Here is a 20,923-nt window from a genome sequence, read left to right as displayed (position 1 = left end):
TATGAATTGTTTATTTGTGCGATTAAAAAATGATTACTCAGCAAATTTATAGCCTTGGTTAAGGCTATAAATATGATTTGAAAGCTTCGATCGCGCGTGCTCTACTTATTTTAAGATCAACAATTGGTTTCGGATAATTGAGATTTTTTGATAAATCTTTTGCATAAGGTTCATGTATGATTTGCCCATCCAAATGCGCGAGTTCTGGCACCCATTTACGAATATAATCTCCATTGGAATCAAACTTTTGTGATTGGCTAATTGGATTAAATACTCGGAAATAAGGAGCAGCATCTGTGCCTGTGGATGCACACCATTGCCATCCACCATTATTTGCAGCTAAGTCACCATCGATTAAATGTTGCATAAACCATTGTTCGCCGATGCGCCAATCAATCAATAGATTTTTAGTTAAAAACATAGCGCAAATCATACGAACTCGATTATGCATCCAACCTGTTGCGAGTAGCTGACGCATACCTGCATCTACAATTGGAATACCTGTTTGCCCTTGTTGCCATTTTTCGAGATTAACCGAATCATCGCGCCAATTGATTTTTTGGGTTGCTGCTTTGAAAGGTAAATGTTTAGAGACTTGTGGAAAATCAAACAAAATATGTTGATAAAATTCACGCCATAACAATTCATCGAGCCACGTTTGTTGACCTTCAGATTGAATAACAAAATCACCGTGCTGTTGTCGAAACAACGCTTGGATACATTGGCGAATGGAGAGTATGCCAATATTTAAATAGGTAGAAAGCTGGCTTGTGCCTGATATTGAAGGCAGATCACGAGATACTTTGTAGTCCGTTAGATTCTGATCGATAAAATGGTCTAATAAATTATGAGCGTGTGACTCACCTACATTCCAAAGAATCGTAATTGGTGGTTTTATTTTCTCTGCACATTCGACTTGTAATTGATGAATGTCTGTTGGAGCTAAAGCAGATAAATCTAATTTAATCGGTTGTTGAATATTGGGCACTGGATAGCATTGAGGTAAAGTATGTTGTAAACGTTGGTAGCATGCTTTTTTAAATGCGCCAAAAACTTGGTAGGGCAGGTTCGATTGATTACGGATAGATGCAAAAGGAAACAGCGTTCGATCATGTAACAGTACGAGTTCTTTTTGATGCTGATTTAAAAGCTTTTGAACACTTGCATCACGTTGAAGTTCATTAATACCGACTTCAATATTGGCATAAATATTTTGAAAATTAATATGCTGTAATAAGCTAATAAAGAATTGGGGAATATTGTTCCATAAAGGAATGGTTTGAACGATTAATGGGATATTCAGACTATCCAGTTGTTTTTTTAGTTCTTGTAATTGACGCAGATAAAATTCAATTTTAATTGGCGCATCATCATGGCGTTGCCATTGTTCAGGCGATAATAGAACGATTGCGATACATGAGCCTGTTTGAGCCGCATGCCATAAAGCAGCATGATCATGGATTCTTAAATCTTGACGAAACCAAATCAATTGATAGACATGAGACATAAGCTAACAACCATTAAATTTATTAGAAAGAAAGTAAATATAATTATGATTTTATCTATGTCTATGTGAAGAAAAAGCAAAGCCGAAGCTTTGCTTTTTTATCTAATTCAAAAAATATGAATTAGTGGTGGTGACCACCTGCACCGTGAACATGACCGTGATCTAATTCTTCTTGACTAGCATCACGGATTTCTACGATTTCAACTTCGAAAGTTAAGTCTTGACCAGCAAGAGGGAAGTTTGCATCAACAATAACGTTCTCGCCTTCAACTGCTTTAACGGTTACGATTTGAACGCCATCATCAGTTTGAGCTTGGAATTGCATACCCGCTTGGATATTGTCTACACCTTGGAACATTTGAGCTGGAACTTCTTGTACGAGGTCTGGGTTATATTCGCCATAACCTTCAGCAGCTGGAACAGTTACAGTAAATTTTTCGCCTACTGTTTTACCAAGAAGTGCATTTTCTAAACCTGGAATGATGTTGCCCGCGCCGTGCAAATATGCAAGTGGTTCACCTTGAGATTGATCAAGTGTTTCACCCTCAGCGTTTGTTAAAGTGTAGTGGAATGAAACCACGTGGTTATTTGCAATAGCAGTCATGTTGTTTGATCCATTCAATCAATTTAGGTGTACATCATAAAGTGAAAAATAGATTTTGTTGACTATTTTCCACTTTTTGAAACTATTTCGTTATAAATGGGAGCGAAATAGAAAATTTCAACTCAATAAAGTTTAATTTTTGGACGTACACGACGTGTCAGAAAATCTTTCATGGTCAGCATTCCTGCTTGGGTATAACCATGAATATTGGCTTGATGTAATCGATACAAAGACACATACATTGTTTTGGCAATAAAACCTTGTACGCTTACATCACCGAGTAATTCTCCAACAGCCTGATTACGGCTTAATGAAACCAAAGAACCTTTATCACTGAAATTAAACATAGGTTGAGGTGAGCCAGATAAACGAGCGGCCATGGCATCTACCAAGAATGTCGCTTGTTGGCTTGCGACCTGTGCACGAGGTCCTAATGGAGGTTGACGTGCATCAAGCTGACAATTTGCACAATCCCCAAACGCAAATACATTTGGATCTGAATAAGTTTGTAATGTCGCATAGACCATTAAACGATTAATTTTATCGCGTTTAAAATCTGTAAATGACTCTAAAACTTTAGGTGCTTTGACACCTGCCGCCCATACAGTAATGTCCGAATGCAAAACATGACCGTTGCTAAAATAGACATTTGATTCATCGACTTTTTGCACTTTATGTTGCGTCAGAATGTCGATGCCCATTTTTTGTAATTGTTTCGCGCTATGTGCAGCTGTTTTTTCATTGAGCGCAGGCAAGATACGATCTGAGGCTTCGATCAAAGTAATTTTAACTTGCTTTGGATTAATTTTCTTTAACCCATAACGATAAAAATTTTTCGTGGTTTCAATCAGTTCAGCCGCTAATTCAACACCTGTCGCACCCGCACCCACGATACCAATATTCAAGGCACGTTCAGTTGCTTGGTTTTGCGCTTCAATATAAAGATGGAATAAGTCCTGTTGGAAAATATCGGCTTGTTTGCGACTATCTAAGAAATGACAATTTTCACGTACACCTTCAGTTCCGAAGTCATTTGAAACTGAACCAACAGCTAATATCAACGTATCGTAGCTGAGACTCTGAATAACAGGAGTATGTTCTTTAGAAAGTTGAGGAGGTGAAATCGTAATTTGTTTTTGATCTTTATTTACGTTAATTAAGGTTCCAAGGATGAACTCAAAATCATGTTTTTCTGCGTGAGCAAAATAATTGGTTTGTTCTTCGTGAGGATTTAGTGAGCCAGCGGCAATTTCGTGTAGGAGAGGCTTCCATATATGCGTGAGATTTTGGTCGATTAGGGTAATTTTGGCTTTCTTTTTTCTGCCAAAACGTTCACCTAATTGTGTTGCAAGCTCTAAACCACCTGCGCCACCACCCACAATCACGATATGATGTAAGGTTTTGCTCATGATTAACCTAATTATTTTTGTGAAAGGATGGTTGGATTATGCCATCCTTTTTTCAACATTGTATGGTTAATCTTGATAAAAATAGTAGGTTTTTTATCCTTGATTTAAAGGATAAAGTTTGGCAGCTTTGACATCATTTGTTGAAAAAAACGAGAATAAGTTTGCAAACCAAATCATAATTTTTTGAAAAATATTCGCTTCTTCAATTTCCACATTATTTTCAATTTGTAGGCTACGAATTAACTGATTATTTTGATAAACCGTCACTGTGGCCAAATTCATGACTTGCGTCAATGGCGCTGTTAAATGCTGTTCATTGAGTTTGATATTGACGTGTGTTTTTGTCGTTTCAAGTGGTTCAATGGTTTTGATTTGCTGGTTTGTATCAAGCAAATGTATACGCTGTGTGAGTAAATCAAAACTATTTAAATCAATTGGTGTCGCTTGATCGTATAAAGATGTTGTTACGATAGTGGGTTGTTGAGTTTCAACTTTGAAAATTTTTAAAGTTGATTTGATTACAGGAAGTTCAGCAATTAGCTTTTGCTTTGGAATCACTTCTTCATCGCGTGTGTATGTATAAGCTAAATTCATTAATTTATGCGCGACTTCAGCACGTTTTAGCGCACTTGGTGTTCCAAGTACCACTACAATCAAACGACGCTTATCAACATGTGGATTTAGAGTCGGGCGCTCAGCGGTTAAAGCCAAGTTGTAACCTGCCGCCTTGGTATAACCTGTTTTTAAACCATCTGCTGTTGGATCCATTTTTAATGCAAGATTCGTTGCACGGTGAAAGCGTTGGTTATAGCTAAAGCTTGGCATTTTTGAATAATGTAAATATTCAGGTGTCTCTTTTACGATAGCTTTTGCTAATAGACTTAAATCTGCTGAAGTTGAGTAATGATCTGTCATGGTGATACCAGCAGGATTACTAAAATGGGTATCTTTCATCCCTAAGGCTTGGGCTTCTTTATTCATTCGCGCAACGAATTGTGGAACACCACCTGAAATTTTTTCAGCAAGCGTAACTGCTGCATCATTGGCAGACATGACAATCAGTCCTGCTAAAAGTTGATCAACAGAAATTTGTTCACCAGCTTTTAAATACATTTGGGATTCATCCCACATGACCGTGCTCACCACAGGTGTTGCGGTTAATACCTCGTCCTTACGTAATTTACCTGCTTCGATTTCTTTCAAAGCAATATAAGCCACCATCATTTTGGTGAGCGATGCAGGCGAACGTTGAACATGACTATTATGTTCAGCAATGATTTGACCTGATTGAGCATCTACGATCGACCAAGCTTGCGCTTCAACCGTTTCAGGAGCGATATTGAGTAAATTAGCATGTACTAAATTGGCACATAACAGACTAAACAACGTAAAGAGCGAGAGGAGAAATTTCACGAGAACACCTAGTGCAGCCGATCCAATGGCATGGAAAGCGAAAAAAGCATGCTATGACTTTTTTGTTGTAGAATCCAGCAACTTTTGCCAACAATTAAGACATCTACGCATGACTTTGTAAAAAAATGCTAAGCTGTGTGAAACCGTTCCTATTTTTATGATCTAAAACTATGTTGCACTATCAAATTGAGTTTGACGATTATCGCCAACATCTTATTCATGTCACACTTCGTTTCCTTGCTAATCCGAACCAAGAACTCTGGTTACCGACATGGATTCCTGGCAGTTATTTGATTCGAGAGTTTTCAAAACATATTGAATCAGTAAAAGCATCTGATGAAGCAGGGCGGTTACTTAGTATTAAGAAAACGGAAAAGAACCGTTGGCGATTATTCAATACAGATCATGAATTGATTACGGTTGAATACGATGTGTATGCTTATGATTTATCGGTACGAGGTGCTTATGTTGATCAAACTCGCCTATATGTAAACCCTGCTTGTGTTTGTTTAGGTTTAATCGATCAAGAACAATCACCATGTGAAGTTGAAATTTTCTTACCGCATGAATTAAAACATTTTCAAATTGCAACAGGTTTAACTGCTAAGAGTTTGGTGAAAGGACGCTATACTTTAAAGGCAGATAACTACGATCAGTTGATTGATAGTCCATTTGAGTTGGCAGAGCAAAGCCGTTTTAGCTTCGAAGCAAATGGTATTCCGCATGAATTTGTGATTTCAGGTAAACACAATACAAATCTAGAGCGGTTACAAACTGATATTCAGCAAATCTGTCAGACTGAAATTAAGATGTTCGGTTCTGCACCGTTTCAAAACTATACCTTTATGACTATGGCAACGGGCAATAGTTATGGTGGTTTAGAGCATTGTAATAGCACCAGTTTGATCACACCACGTGATGATTTACCGAAAATAGATGAAGCTGAAGAACCGTCTAAAGATTATCAGCGTTTCTTAGGCTTATGTAGCCATGAATACTTTCATTCATGGTTAGTTAAATTTATCCGTCCTGAAAATTTTACGAATTATGATCTACACAAAGAAGGCTATACGAGCTTATTGTGGATTTTTGAAGGTTTTACTTCTTATTACGATGATTTAATTTTATTACGCAGCGGCGTTATTTCTCAAAAATCTTATCTAGATTTGCTTAAAGCACAGATTGAGCGTTATTTGCAAAATCCAGGGCGCTTTATTCAGTCTGTTTCAGAATCTAGTTTTGATGCATGGGTTAAATTCTATCGTCAGGATGAAAATTCAAATAATGCAGGAACCAGTTATTACAACAAAGGTAGCTTAGTTGCGCTTTGTTTAGACTTGGGCTTACGTTTACGTGGTTCAAACTTAGATGCCTTGATGCGCCGTTTGTATGAAAATACCCAAAATGGCATTCAGGTCAATGAACGCACGATTTTTGAATTGTGTAATGAATTGACAGGGGATAACTGGATTGAACAAATTAATCATTTGATCAATACCACTGATGAATTGCCATTGGATCAACTATTACCAGAGTTTGGTTTGAGCTATATCGTTAAAAATGACAAAGCATTACCTTTTGGCTTAAAAGTGGTAGATAAAGCTGACGGTGTCATCGTGCAAAATGTTCGCCGTGATAGTGCTGCTGCACAAGCTGGTTTGTCTGCTAACGATGTCATTATTGCGATTGATGATATCAAAGCATCAGAAAAGTTGTTGGCGAAGTATGCAAAACAAAAAGGCTCATTTATAGTTTATGCATTCCGTCGCGATGAGCTCCTACAGTTTGAACTTCATGCTGGAGAGAATCCTCTGAATTCGGTTGAGTTAAAAGTTGAGGATCAAACCAAATTAGAGGTTTGGTTGAAAGGTTGATGCAATTGATAGCGTTGTACGCACCGTTAGCATAAATCGTTGTATGAATGAGGGAACAGATTCAGTTTCCCTCATTTGTATATCAAAATTTTAATTAAGATTTTTTGAAAATGATTAGTTACCACGATAAGTTGAGTATCCATAAGAACTAATCAAAAGTGGAATATGATAATGTTCAAGATTGCCATCCACAGAGAAAATTACAGGAACTTCTGGGAAAAATGAGCTTTGCTTATTCTTTTGGAACCATTCACCTGTTTTAAAAGTAACTTTGTAAATACCTTTTTGAAGGGCAGCATCTTCAGGATATAACGCTGTGATCCGACCTTGTTGATTGGTTGTACTTTGATTAAGCTCTTTCCATTGGTTATTTTCTTGTTTTTCTAAAATAACTTTTACACCCGCTGAAGGAAGTCCATTTTCTAAGTTAAGCACATGCACACTTAAAGGGTTTTGTGCAAAGCTAAAAGATGAAGGAGAAATGGCTACGCAAGGAATCAAAACTTTTAACATCAGACCAATCCTAAAAAATAAAAAAATGATTTTAATCATTTGTTCAAAATATAGGTTTAAAAAGTGTAAATGAAACTTGAGTCGAATATTCGTACGGATTTAAACAATTTATTATGGTTAAGCATTTTATAAAATATTTGGCAGAAATGAATCGGCAAATAGAATTTTAAAAATGTAGGGTTTAACCGTACGGAAGTACTCAAGCATTGGTATTTCGTAGCGAAATGTCAATATCACGATATATTACATTGACTGAGAAGTAATCAACGCTGATACTCTCATGTTTTATTTAAGCTAACCGGTTCCTTGGTCACAAAGCGTAAGCTTTATACCATTATTTCGTAGCGAAATGTCAATATCACAAGATATTGCGTTGACTGAGATACGTTGAGGACTGATACTCTCAGACCTTAATCAAGCAAACCGGTTTTAATGGACTGGGCCAAAAGCTCGTTCATGAAAAACTCAACCAAACACAAGGGGCTATATATGGCTGGTGGAAAGTCAAAAATCATTTATACACTGACTGATGAGGCGCCATTGTTGGCGACCTATTCGCTACTGCCGATCATTGAGACCTTTACTAAGCCAGCTGGCATAGAAATTGTCAAGAGTGACATTTCTGTTGCAGCACGTGTGCTTGCGGAATTTTCGGAATACTTAAGCGATGAGCAGAAGGTAAGCAATAACCTTGCTGAGCTTGGTCGCCTTACTCAAGATCCAGATACAAATATCATTAAACTGCCAAATATCAGTGCTTCAGTTGCTCAATTAACAGCATGTATCAAAGAATTGCAGTCTAAAGGATATGCAATTCCTGATTATCCAGAAAATCCAACAACGGATGAAGAGAAAGAACTTAAGACACGTTACGGTAAATGTCTTGGTTCTGCTGTAAACCCTGTATTACGTGAAGGTAACTCAGATCGTCGTGCGCCTGCTGCTGTAAAAAATTATGCGAAAAAGCATCCTCATTCAATGAGTGAGTGGAAACAGTGGTCACAAACGCACGTTTCTCATATGGAAGAAGGTGACTTCTACCATGGCGAGAAATCAATGACACTTGATCGTGCACGTAATGTGAAGATGGAGTTAATCACGAAGGGCGGTGAGACAATCGTTCTCAAGCCTAAAGTTGCGCTTCAAGATGGCGAAGTGATTGACTCAATGTTCATGAGCAAAAAAGCATTGTGTGACTTCTATGAGAAGCAACTTGATGACTGCCGTGAAGCTGGTATTTTATTTTCATTACACGTAAAAGCGACCATGATGAAAGTTTCACACCCGATCGTTTTCGGTCACTGTGTGAAAATTTACTATAAGGATGCTTTTGAAAAACACGGTAAGTTATTTGATCAGTTAGGTATTAATGTCAATAATGGTATGGCTGGTCTTTATGAAAAGATCGCAACTTTACCAACTTCACTTCGTGAAGAAATTATTGAAGATTTACATGCTTGCCAAGAACATCGCCCAGCATTAGCTATGGTTGATTCAGCGAAAGGGATTGATAACTTCCATTCTCCAAACGACGTGATTGTAGATGCATCAATGCCTGCAATGATTCGTGGTGGCGGTAAAATGTGGGGTGCCGATGGTAAACCTTACGATTGTAAAGCAGTCATGCCTGAATCAACTTTCGCACGTATCTATCAAGAAATGATCAATTTCTGTAAGTGGAATGGTAATTTTGACCCACGTACGATGGGTACAGTACCGAACGTTGGTTTGATGGCGCAAAAAGCTGAAGAATACGGTTCACACGACAAAACTTTTGAAATTCCTGAAGCGGGTATTGCGAACATTACTGATTTAGACACTGGTGAAGTGTTGATGTCTCAGAATGTAGAAGAAGGCGATATCTGGCGTATGTGTCAGGTGAAAGATGCACCGATTCGTGACTGGGTGAAACTTGCGGTAAGTCGTGCTCGTAACTCTGGTATGCCTGCGATTTTCTGGCTTGACCCATATCGTCCACACGAAAATGAGTTGATCAAGAAAGTTGAAAAGTATCTAGAAGAACATGATACAGATGGTCTTGATATTCAAATCATGTCACAAGTGCGTGCAATGCGTTATACGCTTGAACGTGTAGCACGTGGTTTAGACACAATCTCTGTAACTGGTAACATCTTACGTGATTATTTAACTGACTTATTCCCGATCATGGAGCTGGGTACTTCAGCGAAAATGTTATCAATCGTTCCGTTAATGGCGGGCGGTGGTATGTATGAAACAGGTGCAGGTGGTTCAGCACCGAAGCATGTTCAGCAGTTAGTTGAAGAAAACCACTTACGTTGGGATTCGCTTGGTGAGTTCCTTGCGCTTGCAGTTTCTTTAGAAGAGCTTGGTCTTAAAGAAGATAATGCACGTGCGAAGTTACTTGCAGAAACTCTTGATCAAGCAACGGGTAAATTGCTAGATAATGATAAGTCCCCATCACGTCGTACTGGTGAGCTAGATAACCGTGGTAGCCACTTCTACTTAGCAATGTATTGGGCTGAAGCGCTTGCTGCTCAAAACGAAGATGCTGAATTGAAAGCGAAGTTTGCTCCTCTTGCAAAAGCCTTGGTTGAAAATGAACAAAAAATTCTTGCTGAATTAAGTGAAGTACAGGGTAAAGCAGCTGATATTGGTGGTTACTATGCTGTCGATCCAGTGAAAGTAAATGCAGTGATGCGCCCAAGTTCAACGCTTAATACTACGCTTGAAACTATTTAAGTTTTAATGCAGAACTAACAAACCTGTTGGTAATGTAAAGAGACCGATGCAAAAGCATCGGTTTTTTCTTAATATAGTGTTGATTTTTTGATAATTAAAATTTAAGTTAAAAGAAAATTACTAATTTTAGATTTAATGAATATGTTCAAATTAGATATAAAACAGTTAAATGCATTAGCTAAATTAGCAGATGAATTATTACTGGATGGGAACAGGAAAGAGGAATTAGTTGATTTACTAAAAGTACATATCGAAACAGATTTTATCTTTGATAATGATTTTAATAGAGGTTATTTTTATTATATATTAGCGAACTGTAGCTCTAGACTTTATAGCTATCAAACTGAAAATTGGTATTCTCAAAATCTAATAAATACGACTAATTTATATCATAAAGCTGTACATTTTTTGAGAAAGGATAATAAAAATGAAGGTTTACTTTCATTTGCTTTAACTAATCTTGGAAACTTTCTTTCATCACAGGGGAGAGCTTTTTGTGCCCAATATTATTGGGATTTAGCAATTGAAATTGACGAAAATCCAGTAGCTGTAATTTCTAAAGCTGCTGGTATTATTTTTAGAGCAGAAAACTTATATGATGAATATCATATTTATATTCATTACTTCTATGCTAATCAGATGATACTGAAAGCTTTCGAAAAAATCGAATATTTAGAAAATGAGCAGAGGATTTCACTTGAAAAAGGTGGGAAATTATATGTTTTTCATAAATGGTACTTAAAAAACTTTAAAGATCAAGATTTTGATTATTTAAAAGAGTATAAACAAAAAGTAAACAGTAAAACAGAATCACGTTATTATGCTTGGGTTGCTAGAAATAAAATTTTTATAAATGATATTAATGACTTATGTGTAGAGGAAATAGCTTTTCAAGATGTCTTAGGGCTTCCCTCTATGGTTCAAAAGATTAATGATACATTAAGTTTAAAAGAATCATTAGTCTTTCATTCAAGTTTTGATGAATTGCGTAATGAATATACATACGCACGATATTTAGTTTTTCAAGCATCAGAAATAAAAGAAGAGTCGAGTCATTTCTACAATAAAACTTATCCACGCACAGATGATACATTACATGCGATAGATAATTTAAAAACTTCACATATGAAGTCAGCTTTTAGAATTTTGTACTCACTTTTCGATAAAATTTCTTATTTTATTTCTAAATATATTGAGTTACCAATTAAAGATGAACGAATAAGTTTTCGAGGTATTTTTTTTGATAAGTCACAAAAAATTCATAAGAATTTAGAGTCTTCAAAAAATTTTTTCCTTCATGCGCTGTTTTATATTTTAAAAGAAGTAGAGCGTGATGTTGTACTAAATGAAATTTATTTAAATGTTGAAAAGCGTAGGTTAGCACTTATCAGAAACTACATGGAGCATAGATCTTTTAGAGTTGTGGATGATTTTGGATATAAGTTAAATAACGATTTTGATTTATATACTAAAACTCAATATAAAAAAATGCTAGAAAAGCGTGAGGATTTAGAAGGAAAAGGGTTACAACTTACAGATGAGTATAAACAACTAGTAGATGAAATTAATGAAAAAGAAAAAAGAGTAAATTATATTTTAGAAATGCCAATTTCAGAATTTGAGGAGTCCCTGATGGAACTAATAAGATTAATTAGAAATTCTTTGATGTACCTAAGTTTGGCAGTACATTATGAGGAGAGAGAAAAATCAATTGATAATGATCTTATTCTAAGTAGAGAAGTTCCAATAAAGTAAAAGCCCACAAAAAAGTGGGCTTAAAAATCAACTTTTAACGACCATTACGGCTACGCCCACGAGGTGCTTTAGTATTAGGACGAGTTGTACCATTGGTCTTACGACGTGGTTTCTCACTTTCATCCATTTGCCAAATACGCTTTGTACCTGACTTTTTCTTGTTCGGATCTTTTTTATCACCTTCTTTCTTTTTCTGGTGCATAGGTTTACCACCTGTACCGCCTGGTTTTTTCACATACGAGCGAGAGCGATAAGGTTGATCTTCAGGTAAATCTTTAAAATCAGGATAAAGCAAAGGCTCGATTTCAGTTTGCTGGCCTGGTTGTAAACCTAAACGAACCAAATCAATTGCACCAATTTTAGTACGAATTAAGCGTAAAGTTGGAAAGCCAACCGCCGCGGTCATACGACGTACTTGGCGATTACGACCTTCACAAATTTGTAGCTCAATCCAACTCGTTGGGATGTTGGCGCGATAACGTACTGGTGGATCTCGGTCCCATAACCATTCTGGTGCATCTACTTTCATTGCGTTAGCAGGTAACGTCATGCCATCAGCGAGTTCAACGCCTTTACGCAATTGTTCTAATGCTTCCTCAGTTACATCACCATCGACTTGAGCAAGGTAGGTTTTAAATTTTTTATTTGCAGGATTCGTAATGTATTGATTCAGACCACCATGATCGGTAAGGAACATAAGTCCTTCTGAGTCAAGATCAAGTCTACCTGCCAGACGCAAATCTGGATCATGAATAAAGTGAGAAAGTGTAAGGTGAGCTTCATCCTCACGGAACTGTGACAAAACGTCGAAAGGTTTGTTGAATACAACTATTTTCATATGAGTATACTGCTTTGGCTATGGGCGGCATCATAACAATAAAGGTTTCTATTTAATGGGAAAATGTTGTTATTTCCCGTATAAATCTCAAAAAAACCTGTTTTGAACTAAACTGTTTCATGCAATAAAAACGAAAGTATGCCATAGAAGGCATAGTTATAATCGCTAAATACATGAGGGAGAACCTGCAAAATGGGTTATCAGAAGATCGTGGTTCCTGCTGATGGTGACAAAATCACAGTAAACGCAGACCTGTCACTGAATGTTCCAAATCATCCAATCATCCCTTTTATTGAAGGTGATGGTATTGGTGTGGATATTACACCAGCTATGAAAGCAGTAGTAGATGCTGCGGTGTTAAAAGCTTACCGAGGCAAACGTTCGATCGAATGGATGGAAGTCTATTGCGGTGAAAAAGCAGATAAAATTTATGGCACTTACATGCCTGAAGAAACCTTCGAAGCTTTACGAGAATTTATTGTTTCAATTAAAGGCCCTTTAACCACACCTGTGGGTGGTGGTATTCGTTCACTGAACGTTGCATTGCGTCAAGAACTTGATTTATATGTCTGTGTGCGGCCAGTACGTTGGTTTGAGGGCGTTCCTTCGCCTGTGCAACATCCTGAACTCACGGATATGGTAATTTTCCGCGAAAACTCAGAAGATATTTATGCAGGGATTGAGTGGAAAGCAGATTCAGAAGAAGCTAAAAAAGTTATTAAATTTCTAAAAGAAGAAATGGGTGTAACAAAAATCCGTTTTGATGAAGGCTGTGGAATTGGGATCAAACCTGTTTCTAAAGAAGGGACACAACGTTTAGTACGTAAAGCCATTCAGTTTGCGATAGATAATGATAAACCTTCTGTGACGTTGGTTCACAAAGGTAACATTATGAAATACACCGAAGGTGCATTCAAAGAGTGGGGCTATGAACTTGCAATAGAGCGCTTTGGTGGTGAACTACTTGATGGTGGGCCATGGGTTAAAATCAAGAATCCTAAAAATGGTAAAGACATCATTATTAAAGATGTGATTGCCGATGCATTCTTACAGCAAATCTTAATGCGTCCAGCAGACTATTCTGTTATTGCGACGCTAAATTTAAATGGTGACTATATTTCTGATGCGTTGGCAGCAGAAGTAGGGGGAATTGGCATTGCACCTGGCGCTAATATTGGCGGTGCGATAGCAGTTTACGAGGCAACGCATGGAACAGCACCAAAGTATGCAGGGCAGGATAAGGTTAATCCTGGTTCAATTATTCTTTCTGCTGAAATGATGTTACGTGATATGGGGTGGGGTGAAGCTGCTGATTTGATTATCAAAGGTGTTTCTGGTGCAATTGAAGCGAAAACAGTAACGTATGACTTTGAACGATTAATGCCGAATGCAACCTTATTGCGCTGTTCTGAATTTGGTCAAGCCATTATTCATCATATGGAAGATTAAACAAAGCTGAGCTAAAGAGAAGGGTGTTTAAATAATGCCCTTTTTTTGGCATGTTTTAGTTCTATTGTTTGTTAATATCATTCTTTCATAGTGCATTTCACATGATTTTTAAACGTATAAATATGCACTGTATCGTAAATTTAGATAAATCTGTATCTATGTTTTATCGGCTAAAAGTTCAAAATAGTTGAAAAATATTTAGAGTCTGTTGCTATGAAAATGTATCAAGTTGATGCTTTTACCCAAGTATTATTTAAAGGCAATCCAGCAGCAGTCATTGTCTTAGATGAATGGTTGGATGAGTATCTCATGCAAAATATCGCATTAGAGAATAATCTTTCTGAAACGGCTTTTGTTAAAAAGATTGATGAGACAAATTATGAAATTCGTTGGTTTTCGCCAACGGATGAGGTCGCTTTTTGTGGACATGCGACACTGGCAAGTGCATTCGTATTATTTAAAGATTTTACAAGAATAAAAACCATTCAATTTCATGTGCGTGAGTTGGGAATTTTTATCGTTAGCCAAGCAGCAGACGGCAAGATTAAAATGAATTTCCCTATTCGAAAAGCTGAACTTATATCTGAATATCCTCAAGAACTTCGCGATGGTTTAACCAAGCCATTTAAAGCGGTTTATCTGAATGGTCAGGCGTATATTGTTGAATATGAAACAGTCGCTGATGTATTAAACGAGCAACCTGATTTTGAAAAATTAAAGCAATTAGGCGCATTACGTACCGCAATTACTGCATCTCAACCTGATGTTGCTATTACAGCGAGAGGCGAAGGTCAGTTTGATTGTGTATCTCGCTATTTCGCTCCTACGATTGGGATTAATGAAGATCCTGTTACGGGTTCGATTCATACTGCAATTGCGCCCTTATGGGCTGAAAAACTTGATCAAACTCAGCTTATCGCATATCAGGCATCAGTTCGAGGTGGGATTTTAGAGTGTGTTATTGAGTCTGAGGATCGTATTGAAATTTCAGGTTATGCAAAACTGTATATGCAAGCTGAACTGACGATCTAAATTTTAACTAAACCGCTATAAAAATATAGAAAAAAGCTGTTTAAATACACAGCTTTTTTCAAAACATAACTATTAAAAATTTAAACCATTATCTAGTATAGCTTGTTGTTTTTATTTAAATCACCAAAAAAACTCGGATAATCTATGTTAATGCGGTTTAAGCAGCTTACTCTCTCACTTTGTTTGATCGGGTTGAGTGCAACGTCTTGGTCTCAGACAGTACTCGTAAAAAGTGAAAAAAATATTGAAGAATACAAATTAGATAATGGTTTCAGAGTTATTCTTGCACCAAATGATAAAGAAAATAAAGTCTATGTAAATACAGTGTATTTAACAGGCTCTCTTAACGATCCTAAAGGGAAAAGTGGTCTTGCTCATTTGCTTGAACATTTGGCATTTAAAGGCACACAAAATGTAAAAGGTGAGGAGTTTCAGCGTCGTTTGGATCAATTCACTTTAATGACCAATGCCAGTACCGATTATTACTCAACTAAATATTTAAATATTGTTCGTCCTGAAAAAAATGCACTGAATGAAATTCTATACCTTGAGTCTGAGCGTATGGATAAATTAGTGCTACAAGAAAAATTTGTCCCTTCTGAAATCGAAATCGTAAAACGTGAACGTGAAATTCGTATGGATCAACCGTTTGCAGTATTGATGGATCAGATGTGGAAAGCGGCTTATGGCAATCAATATTTAGGTCGATTGCCGATTGGTGATTTGCCTGAATTGAAGTCTATAAAAATGAATGAATTAAATCAGTTTTATAGAACATGGTATGCACCAAATAATGCCGTAATGGTCATTTCTGGAAAATTTGATAAATCAGAAGTACTAAATAAAATTGATCAATATTTTAGTCTGATTCCTGCACGTACTGTGCCTGCACCTGTTCAAGTTCCAGTCTTAGATTCTAGTAAGATTGAGCAGCGAAAATTCATGGTGCAAAAGGGCAGTGATCTTGCTAAATTCCACATTTATATGAATGGAAAAAATACGCAACTACAACCAGCATTAGCACTTGCACCAGCACTTTATACCATGCAGCCTAGTGGTACGCTGTATAAGAGCATGGTAGAAACAGGAGTGAGTACAGCTGTTCAATCGACGACATGGTTGGACCAAGATTTTAATATGGTCTTTATGGGTGCGGTGTATGCGCCGAATCATGATGCAAAGAAAGTTGATGATGCGTTGATTGATGGTGTTGAGAATAGTCAAGCATTTACCGACGCAGAATTACAACGTATCAAAACTATTACTCAAAATACCGCTGATACGATTGCAAATGATGCCGTTGCTTTGGGTTCTCGCCTTAGTGATTATGCAGTGTCTTCACATGGACAATGGGATCAGTACTTCAAAGATTTGCAAGCTATTCAAGATTTAAAATTAAATGATGCCAATCAAACATTAAAACAGTTTTTAGTGTCATCTCATCGTATTTCGGGAGATATTCTACCTACGCCTGAAGATCAAAAGAAAGCGATGACGCTCAAGGCACAAGATAAACCTAAAACCTTAGATCAAAGTGCCGAAAAACCTGAACCTTTGAAAGATGTTGCTATTTATCAACAAGAAGTAACTCAATTTGTTGCACAGTCTGCGCAGCAATTGCAAAAAAATGAGCAAAAAATTCAACGTGGTGAATTAAAGAATGGTATTCACTATGCTTTGTTCCCGACCACAACACGTGATGACAAAACCTATGCCACGATTAGCCTAGATTTTGGTACAGAAAAATCACTGTTTGGTAAAGGGGTGACCTTAGATTTAACCAGTTATTTGATGTTGCGTGGTTCCGAGAAACATACATTGCAAGAAATTACAGATAAAGCGATTGCAGCAAGTGGTGGAGCATCTATCACTTCAAATGGTAATGGTTTAACAATTGGGATTCAGGCAAAAAAAGATAAGTTTGAAGATTTTTTAAACTTTATTATCGATGTGATGAAGCAACCTAAATTTGCACAATCGGAATTTGATTTAGCAAAAAATCAGAGTTTATCTGCATTAGATCGACCTTATACTGAACCTGCTGTAGTCGCATCTATGACTTTAGCAAGATTACTTGAAACCTATCAACCAGGTGATTTACGTTATCACTTTGAACCAGAGTTTGCCAAGAAGCAGTTAAATGCGGCTACGCAAGCACAGGTGAAGCAATTCTATGATCAATTCTTTGTGACAGATCATGGTCAAATTGCTGTGACAGGTGATTTCGATCCGAAAAAAATGCAAAGCACGTTACAGAAAGCATTTGGACAGTGGAAAACGAAACAGCTGTACCAAAAAATTATTTCCCCTTACGTCGCGTTCAAAGCTGAAAAAGTCCATGCACTATCTGAGCAACGTGAGTTTGGTAGTTATCAAAGTATCCTGACTATTCCTGTAGGTGCTTATCATCAAGATGCTCCTGCACTCATTATCCTTAGCCATATTATGGGTAACTCGCAATTGTCTTCTCGCTTGGCGCAGGAATTACGTGAGAAAAATGCGCTTGTTTATGGATTTGGAAGCAATCTTGATCTAGATTCTGATACCGATAGTGGATCAATTAGTATTACTGCGAATTATACAGCTGGTCGTTCTGATCAAGTTTCTCAATCTGTTCATAAAGTATTAACTGATTTGCTAAGCAAAGGTGTGACTGAACAAGAGGTTGAAGCAGCCAAAGCCGATATTATGAAGAAGCGTGTGACTTCATTAGAAGATGAACGAAATATTCATAGTATGCTTACGGGTCAATTAGAGCGAAATAAGACATTGATGGATCGTGCTGAGCGAGATCAAGCGCTTGCAAAACTGACCAAGGCAGATGTGGATGCTGTGATTCAGAAATATATCAAGCTGAATCAGTTTGTTGAAGTGATGGCTGATCAGTATGGTAAAGCACAGAAGTGAATAATTTTTAGAAAATCATTGGATTATCGTATGAACTTGATGATGTATATCAAAGAAAATTTTATGCAACGATTGACGCAATTGTAAGAATAATAATATCCTAGCCGCACTGACCATATTGTCAGTCGGTTTTGACAGACCGATTCAAACGAAAGTGCAAAGTGAAAATCTTTGTGCTTGGCTTTTCCGTCCCCTTTGCGGTAGAACGGAAAGGGGACACATTCGTGTGTGCTGGCTTATTCGTTTGACCAGTCTGTCAACCCTTTTTCGTTCTGCCACCATAATGACATGGTGGTTTTTAATGGGATTTAAGGATGAGTTTCAATACTAAGATTTTAAAAATATCTCTTGGGCTAATCAGTTTTAGTTTATCTTCGTTTGCTATAGCCAATGTACCATCACCAAAACAGATTAAAGATAATATTCTCAATAAATACCAATCGAGTGCAAATCCTCAAGGTGCGATCAAAGTTAGCAATACCAAGCAAATTCGATTATTAAATGGTGAAATTGCTTATATTTCTTCGGCGGATTATGCTGATTCTGCAAGAAACTTCTGGGGAGGATATATTTTAACCCGACCTAAGTTTAAATATTCGGTTATTTTACAAAAGTTTGGTGGACAGTCGAATACTTATAAATTGCATCCAATAAAATATAATGGTCGAATGATTGATTTAGTAGAGTTTGAAAATTCATCTTCAGGACAAGGGTGGAGCGGAACAACAAAAACACTCACTTATATTAATGGTTGGACTGTGCATGATTTGGATAAAATAGAAGAAGAATCCTATATGCAATCTGAAAAATGTTCTTCCAATTATGAGAAATTGGGGAAATTTAGTATTAATAATGAAAATAAATTGATTGTGAAAGAACTCAAAGCATTAAACGCATGTTCAAAAAAATATTCTACCCAAACATTAACCAAACCAATCAAGATTGTTGAAAATAAAGTAGAACAAAATTCAGAATTTTTGCAATTACTGAATCGGGATGTTGATGCTGATAAAGATGTTTATGAAACTTATTTAGATACTTCAACGATAGAGATTTCAGCAAATCCAAAGAAAGTTAATTTTTTACTTATAGGTGTGCATCCATCAAGTCAATCATTATTGGTCAATGAAATGGAAATATCTTGTAAGATTAAGGAATATAGAACGATATCAGAAACACTTTATTCTTCAAATAGTCAAGAACGTAGAGATGTAGGAGAAGGCTCTCCTGATCAGATCACAAAGGGTTTTGTTGCGATGTATAAAATGTATTCAAAATATTGTCAATAATTTATTTTAACTGTTCAATAAATAACCGAATGAAACTTTAAATGGACTAAATATGTGTTTTAAAATAATAATCTGTAGTTTGGCAATATTGCTAACTTCTAAAGTATTTGCAGTATCTGAAATAATGTTTAGATGTGATACGACACCAAAAGGCTTAATTGAAGTCAGTCGAGATAAGACGACTTATAAATTTAATATTTCTAAAAATGGAAAAAGTATTCTGAACTATACGAAAGATTTTAAGAAGAACACAGAAAGAAATTTTTTAAGATTTAACTATAGTTATGATTCAGATGTGGTTGCGATAGGATTTATGCTTGGTGATTTAGGCATTAAAAAGAATGAATTACATTTTGTATATATGGATGAGTATTTTACACATTTTGTTGGTTATAGTGTGGATAATAACAAAACTTTAGAATGTGTTAAAAATAACAATTATATTAATAGACTGAGAGAATTGGATAGACAAAAAAGTTTACCAGCTTTTAGTTATGATTGATAAATTTGTATTTGTAAATGGGCTATTTATGAAAAATATTTTAATAGCAAGCGTTCTGGTTTCGTTGACAAGTTGTTCATCATTCAACAATAGTGATGAACCATCACAAAATGATATTAAAAAAGCTTTTACAGAAAATGTACATATCTATAGCTCACCTAGAGATCTTGTCTGTATTGGAAAGGTATGTCCAACTGAATTTTTGTCAAAGTATGATTATCATGATCAGTTGACTAAAACCAGTAATGGATTCTATACCTCAGATGAAGATCGGCAGCGAGATGATGAACTACGAGAAAGCACAAGTCGTAAAATGCTGACAGATATTGCAGCAGACCTTGAAAAAATAGGCAATTGTTCACGCTCTTTAAAAGAGGGTGGGCAGTATGATCAGAAAGATAATACAGTATTTATTGATAGTGGTTATATTCAATATGAATGTATTGTAAAAATTAAAAATCAGATCACACAGCAAGAATTTGATGAGTATACACGGACAGGATCATCAACACCTCCAGAGATAAAATGGTCAAAGGAAATGTATCGAGTGATTGATTTGAATAAAAGGTCAGGAAATTGGATGATTACATCCATTCAAAGTAGAAGCTAACGCATTTTACTTGAATGATAGAAAAGGTTAATAGCGTGAATATTCATCCTTGAATATCTACGCTTTTTCAATCAATGATCATGTTTATGCGTATGAAAATCTTCATTTTTACGGAAGCGTAAGTAATTTTCAAACTGCTCGCAATATTCGTCAAAGTTATCTTCTAACATCATTTGAAATTGTTGCAATAAATAAGACATGACTTGCTCTTTGGCATCACGCATTTCATTGCCATCTTTAAAATTATTTGCTGCAACCCACGTATTAAAGCGAGCTGTTGCAAATAGCATGGCAGCGCTGACTTGTCCGCGTAACTCTTCTGGTTTGGGTTGCTGTCCTTTTTGTGGGCGACAAAACTCATTGGCTTGTTTGATAAATTCATCTGCTCGCTCAAAAAATATCGCATTTAAAGCTTCTTCTTCTGTCACATCAGTGGCATTAATTTTTTGAGACATGATTTTTCCCAACAACAAATAAGACAAGATATTATAGACAAAGCC

16 protein-coding genes are annotated in these 20,923 nt (G+C 36.4%); 9 read left to right on the top strand and 7 right to left on the bottom strand.

Annotation, left to right across the window (positions count from 1 at the left end; all coding sequences use genetic code 11):
- Positions 1-64: 64 nt before the first annotated feature.
- The 4 genes from IEV17_RS03570 to IEV17_RS03555 all read right to left on the bottom strand — a co-directional run bounded on the left by IEV17_RS03570 (position 65) and on the right by IEV17_RS03555 (position 4,933).
- Positions 65-1,507, bottom strand: coding sequence for a cryptochrome/photolyase family protein (locus IEV17_RS03570; protein ID WP_004663297.1), 1,443 nt, complete (start codon positions 1,505-1,507; stop codon positions 65-67).
- 121 nt (positions 1,508-1,628) lie between these two features.
- On the bottom strand, positions 1,629-2,111 hold the full coding sequence (locus IEV17_RS03565; RefSeq protein WP_004663295.1) for an FKBP-type peptidyl-prolyl cis-trans isomerase: 483 nt from the start codon (positions 2,109-2,111) through the stop codon (positions 1,629-1,631).
- 122 nt (positions 2,112-2,233) lie between these two features.
- Positions 2,234-3,520 (bottom strand): NAD(P)/FAD-dependent oxidoreductase, encoded by a 1,287-nt coding sequence (locus IEV17_RS03560; RefSeq protein WP_004663294.1) that lies wholly within the window; start codon positions 3,518-3,520, stop codon positions 2,234-2,236.
- 93 nt (positions 3,521-3,613) lie between these two features.
- The gene (locus IEV17_RS03555; RefSeq protein ID WP_004663293.1) at positions 3,614-4,933 is read right to left on the bottom strand and encodes a D-alanyl-D-alanine carboxypeptidase PBP6B; all 1,320 of its coding nucleotides are present in this window, start codon (positions 4,931-4,933) and stop codon (positions 3,614-3,616) included.
- 170 nt (positions 4,934-5,103) lie between these two features.
- Here IEV17_RS03555 and IEV17_RS03550 point away from each other — a divergent pair, with 170 nt between their 5' ends.
- Positions 5,104-6,807 carry a M61 family metallopeptidase gene (locus tag IEV17_RS03550; RefSeq protein WP_004663291.1) on the top strand — a complete coding sequence of 568 codons (1,704 nt, stop codon included), beginning with the start codon at positions 5,104-5,106 and terminating at the stop codon, positions 6,805-6,807.
- A 114-nt stretch (positions 6,808-6,921) separates the two neighbouring features.
- On the opposite strand, the gene uraH is transcribed toward IEV17_RS03550, so the two are convergent.
- Positions 6,922-7,320: a hydroxyisourate hydrolase gene (gene uraH / locus IEV17_RS03545; protein ID WP_004663290.1), complete on the bottom strand. Its 399-nt coding sequence runs from the start codon at positions 7,318-7,320 to the stop codon at positions 6,922-6,924.
- Positions 7,321-7,809: 489 nt separating this feature from the next.
- Between uraH and IEV17_RS03540 the strand changes: the two genes are divergently transcribed.
- On the top strand, positions 7,810-10,041 hold the full coding sequence (locus IEV17_RS03540) for an NADP-dependent isocitrate dehydrogenase (RefSeq protein ID WP_004663288.1): 2,232 nt from the start codon (positions 7,810-7,812) through the stop codon (positions 10,039-10,041).
- A 141-nt stretch (positions 10,042-10,182) separates the two neighbouring features.
- Positions 10,183-11,796: an LA2681 family HEPN domain-containing protein gene (locus IEV17_RS03535; protein WP_155757121.1), complete on the top strand. Its 1,614-nt coding sequence runs from the start codon at positions 10,183-10,185 to the stop codon at positions 11,794-11,796.
- A 34-nt stretch (positions 11,797-11,830) separates the two neighbouring features.
- Here the strand turns inward: IEV17_RS03535 and IEV17_RS03530 are convergent, their stop codons facing one another.
- On the bottom strand, positions 11,831-12,634 hold the full coding sequence (locus tag IEV17_RS03530; RefSeq protein ID WP_004663285.1) for a pseudouridine synthase: 804 nt from the start codon (positions 12,632-12,634) through the stop codon (positions 11,831-11,833).
- A 192-nt stretch (positions 12,635-12,826) separates the two neighbouring features.
- Between IEV17_RS03530 and icd the strand changes: the two genes are divergently transcribed.
- The 6 genes from icd to IEV17_RS03500 all read left to right on the top strand — a co-directional run bounded on the left by icd (position 12,827) and on the right by IEV17_RS03500 (position 20,423).
- A complete protein-coding gene (gene icd, locus IEV17_RS03525) occupies positions 12,827-14,083 on the top strand; it encodes an NADP-dependent isocitrate dehydrogenase (protein WP_004663284.1) in 1,257 nt (418 codons plus the stop codon).
- 213 nt (positions 14,084-14,296) lie between these two features.
- Positions 14,297-15,115 (top strand): PhzF family phenazine biosynthesis protein, encoded by an 819-nt coding sequence (locus tag IEV17_RS03520; RefSeq protein WP_004663280.1) that lies wholly within the window; start codon positions 14,297-14,299, stop codon positions 15,113-15,115.
- Between the two features lie 144 nt (positions 15,116-15,259).
- The gene (locus IEV17_RS03515; RefSeq protein ID WP_004663278.1) at positions 15,260-18,022 is read left to right on the top strand and encodes a M16 family metallopeptidase; all 2,763 of its coding nucleotides are present in this window, start codon (positions 15,260-15,262) and stop codon (positions 18,020-18,022) included.
- 314 nt (positions 18,023-18,336) lie between these two features.
- Positions 18,337-19,311 (top strand): hypothetical protein, encoded by a 975-nt coding sequence (locus IEV17_RS03510; RefSeq protein WP_004663276.1) that lies wholly within the window; start codon positions 18,337-18,339, stop codon positions 19,309-19,311.
- A gap of 88 nt (positions 19,312-19,399) precedes the next feature.
- Positions 19,400-19,813 (top strand): hypothetical protein, encoded by a 414-nt coding sequence (locus IEV17_RS03505; protein WP_227554450.1) that lies wholly within the window; start codon positions 19,400-19,402, stop codon positions 19,811-19,813.
- A gap of 28 nt (positions 19,814-19,841) precedes the next feature.
- Positions 19,842-20,423, top strand: a complete 582-nt coding sequence (locus tag IEV17_RS03500) for a hypothetical protein (RefSeq protein WP_155757120.1) — start codon at positions 19,842-19,844, stop codon at positions 20,421-20,423.
- A 71-nt stretch (positions 20,424-20,494) separates the two neighbouring features.
- On the opposite strand, the gene IEV17_RS03495 is transcribed toward IEV17_RS03500, so the two are convergent.
- Positions 20,495-20,878 carry a DUF3144 domain-containing protein gene (locus IEV17_RS03495; RefSeq protein WP_004663269.1) on the bottom strand — a complete coding sequence of 128 codons (384 nt, stop codon included), beginning with the start codon at positions 20,876-20,878 and terminating at the stop codon, positions 20,495-20,497.
- Positions 20,879-20,923: the final 45 nt, after the last annotated feature.

This window comes from Acinetobacter modestus (assembly GCF_014636095.1).
GTDB classification, from domain to species: domain Bacteria; phylum Pseudomonadota; class Gammaproteobacteria; order Pseudomonadales; family Moraxellaceae; genus Acinetobacter; species Acinetobacter modestus.
Note: the sequence above shows the minus strand (reverse complement) of the source record. Positions and strands in the feature narration are given on the sequence as shown.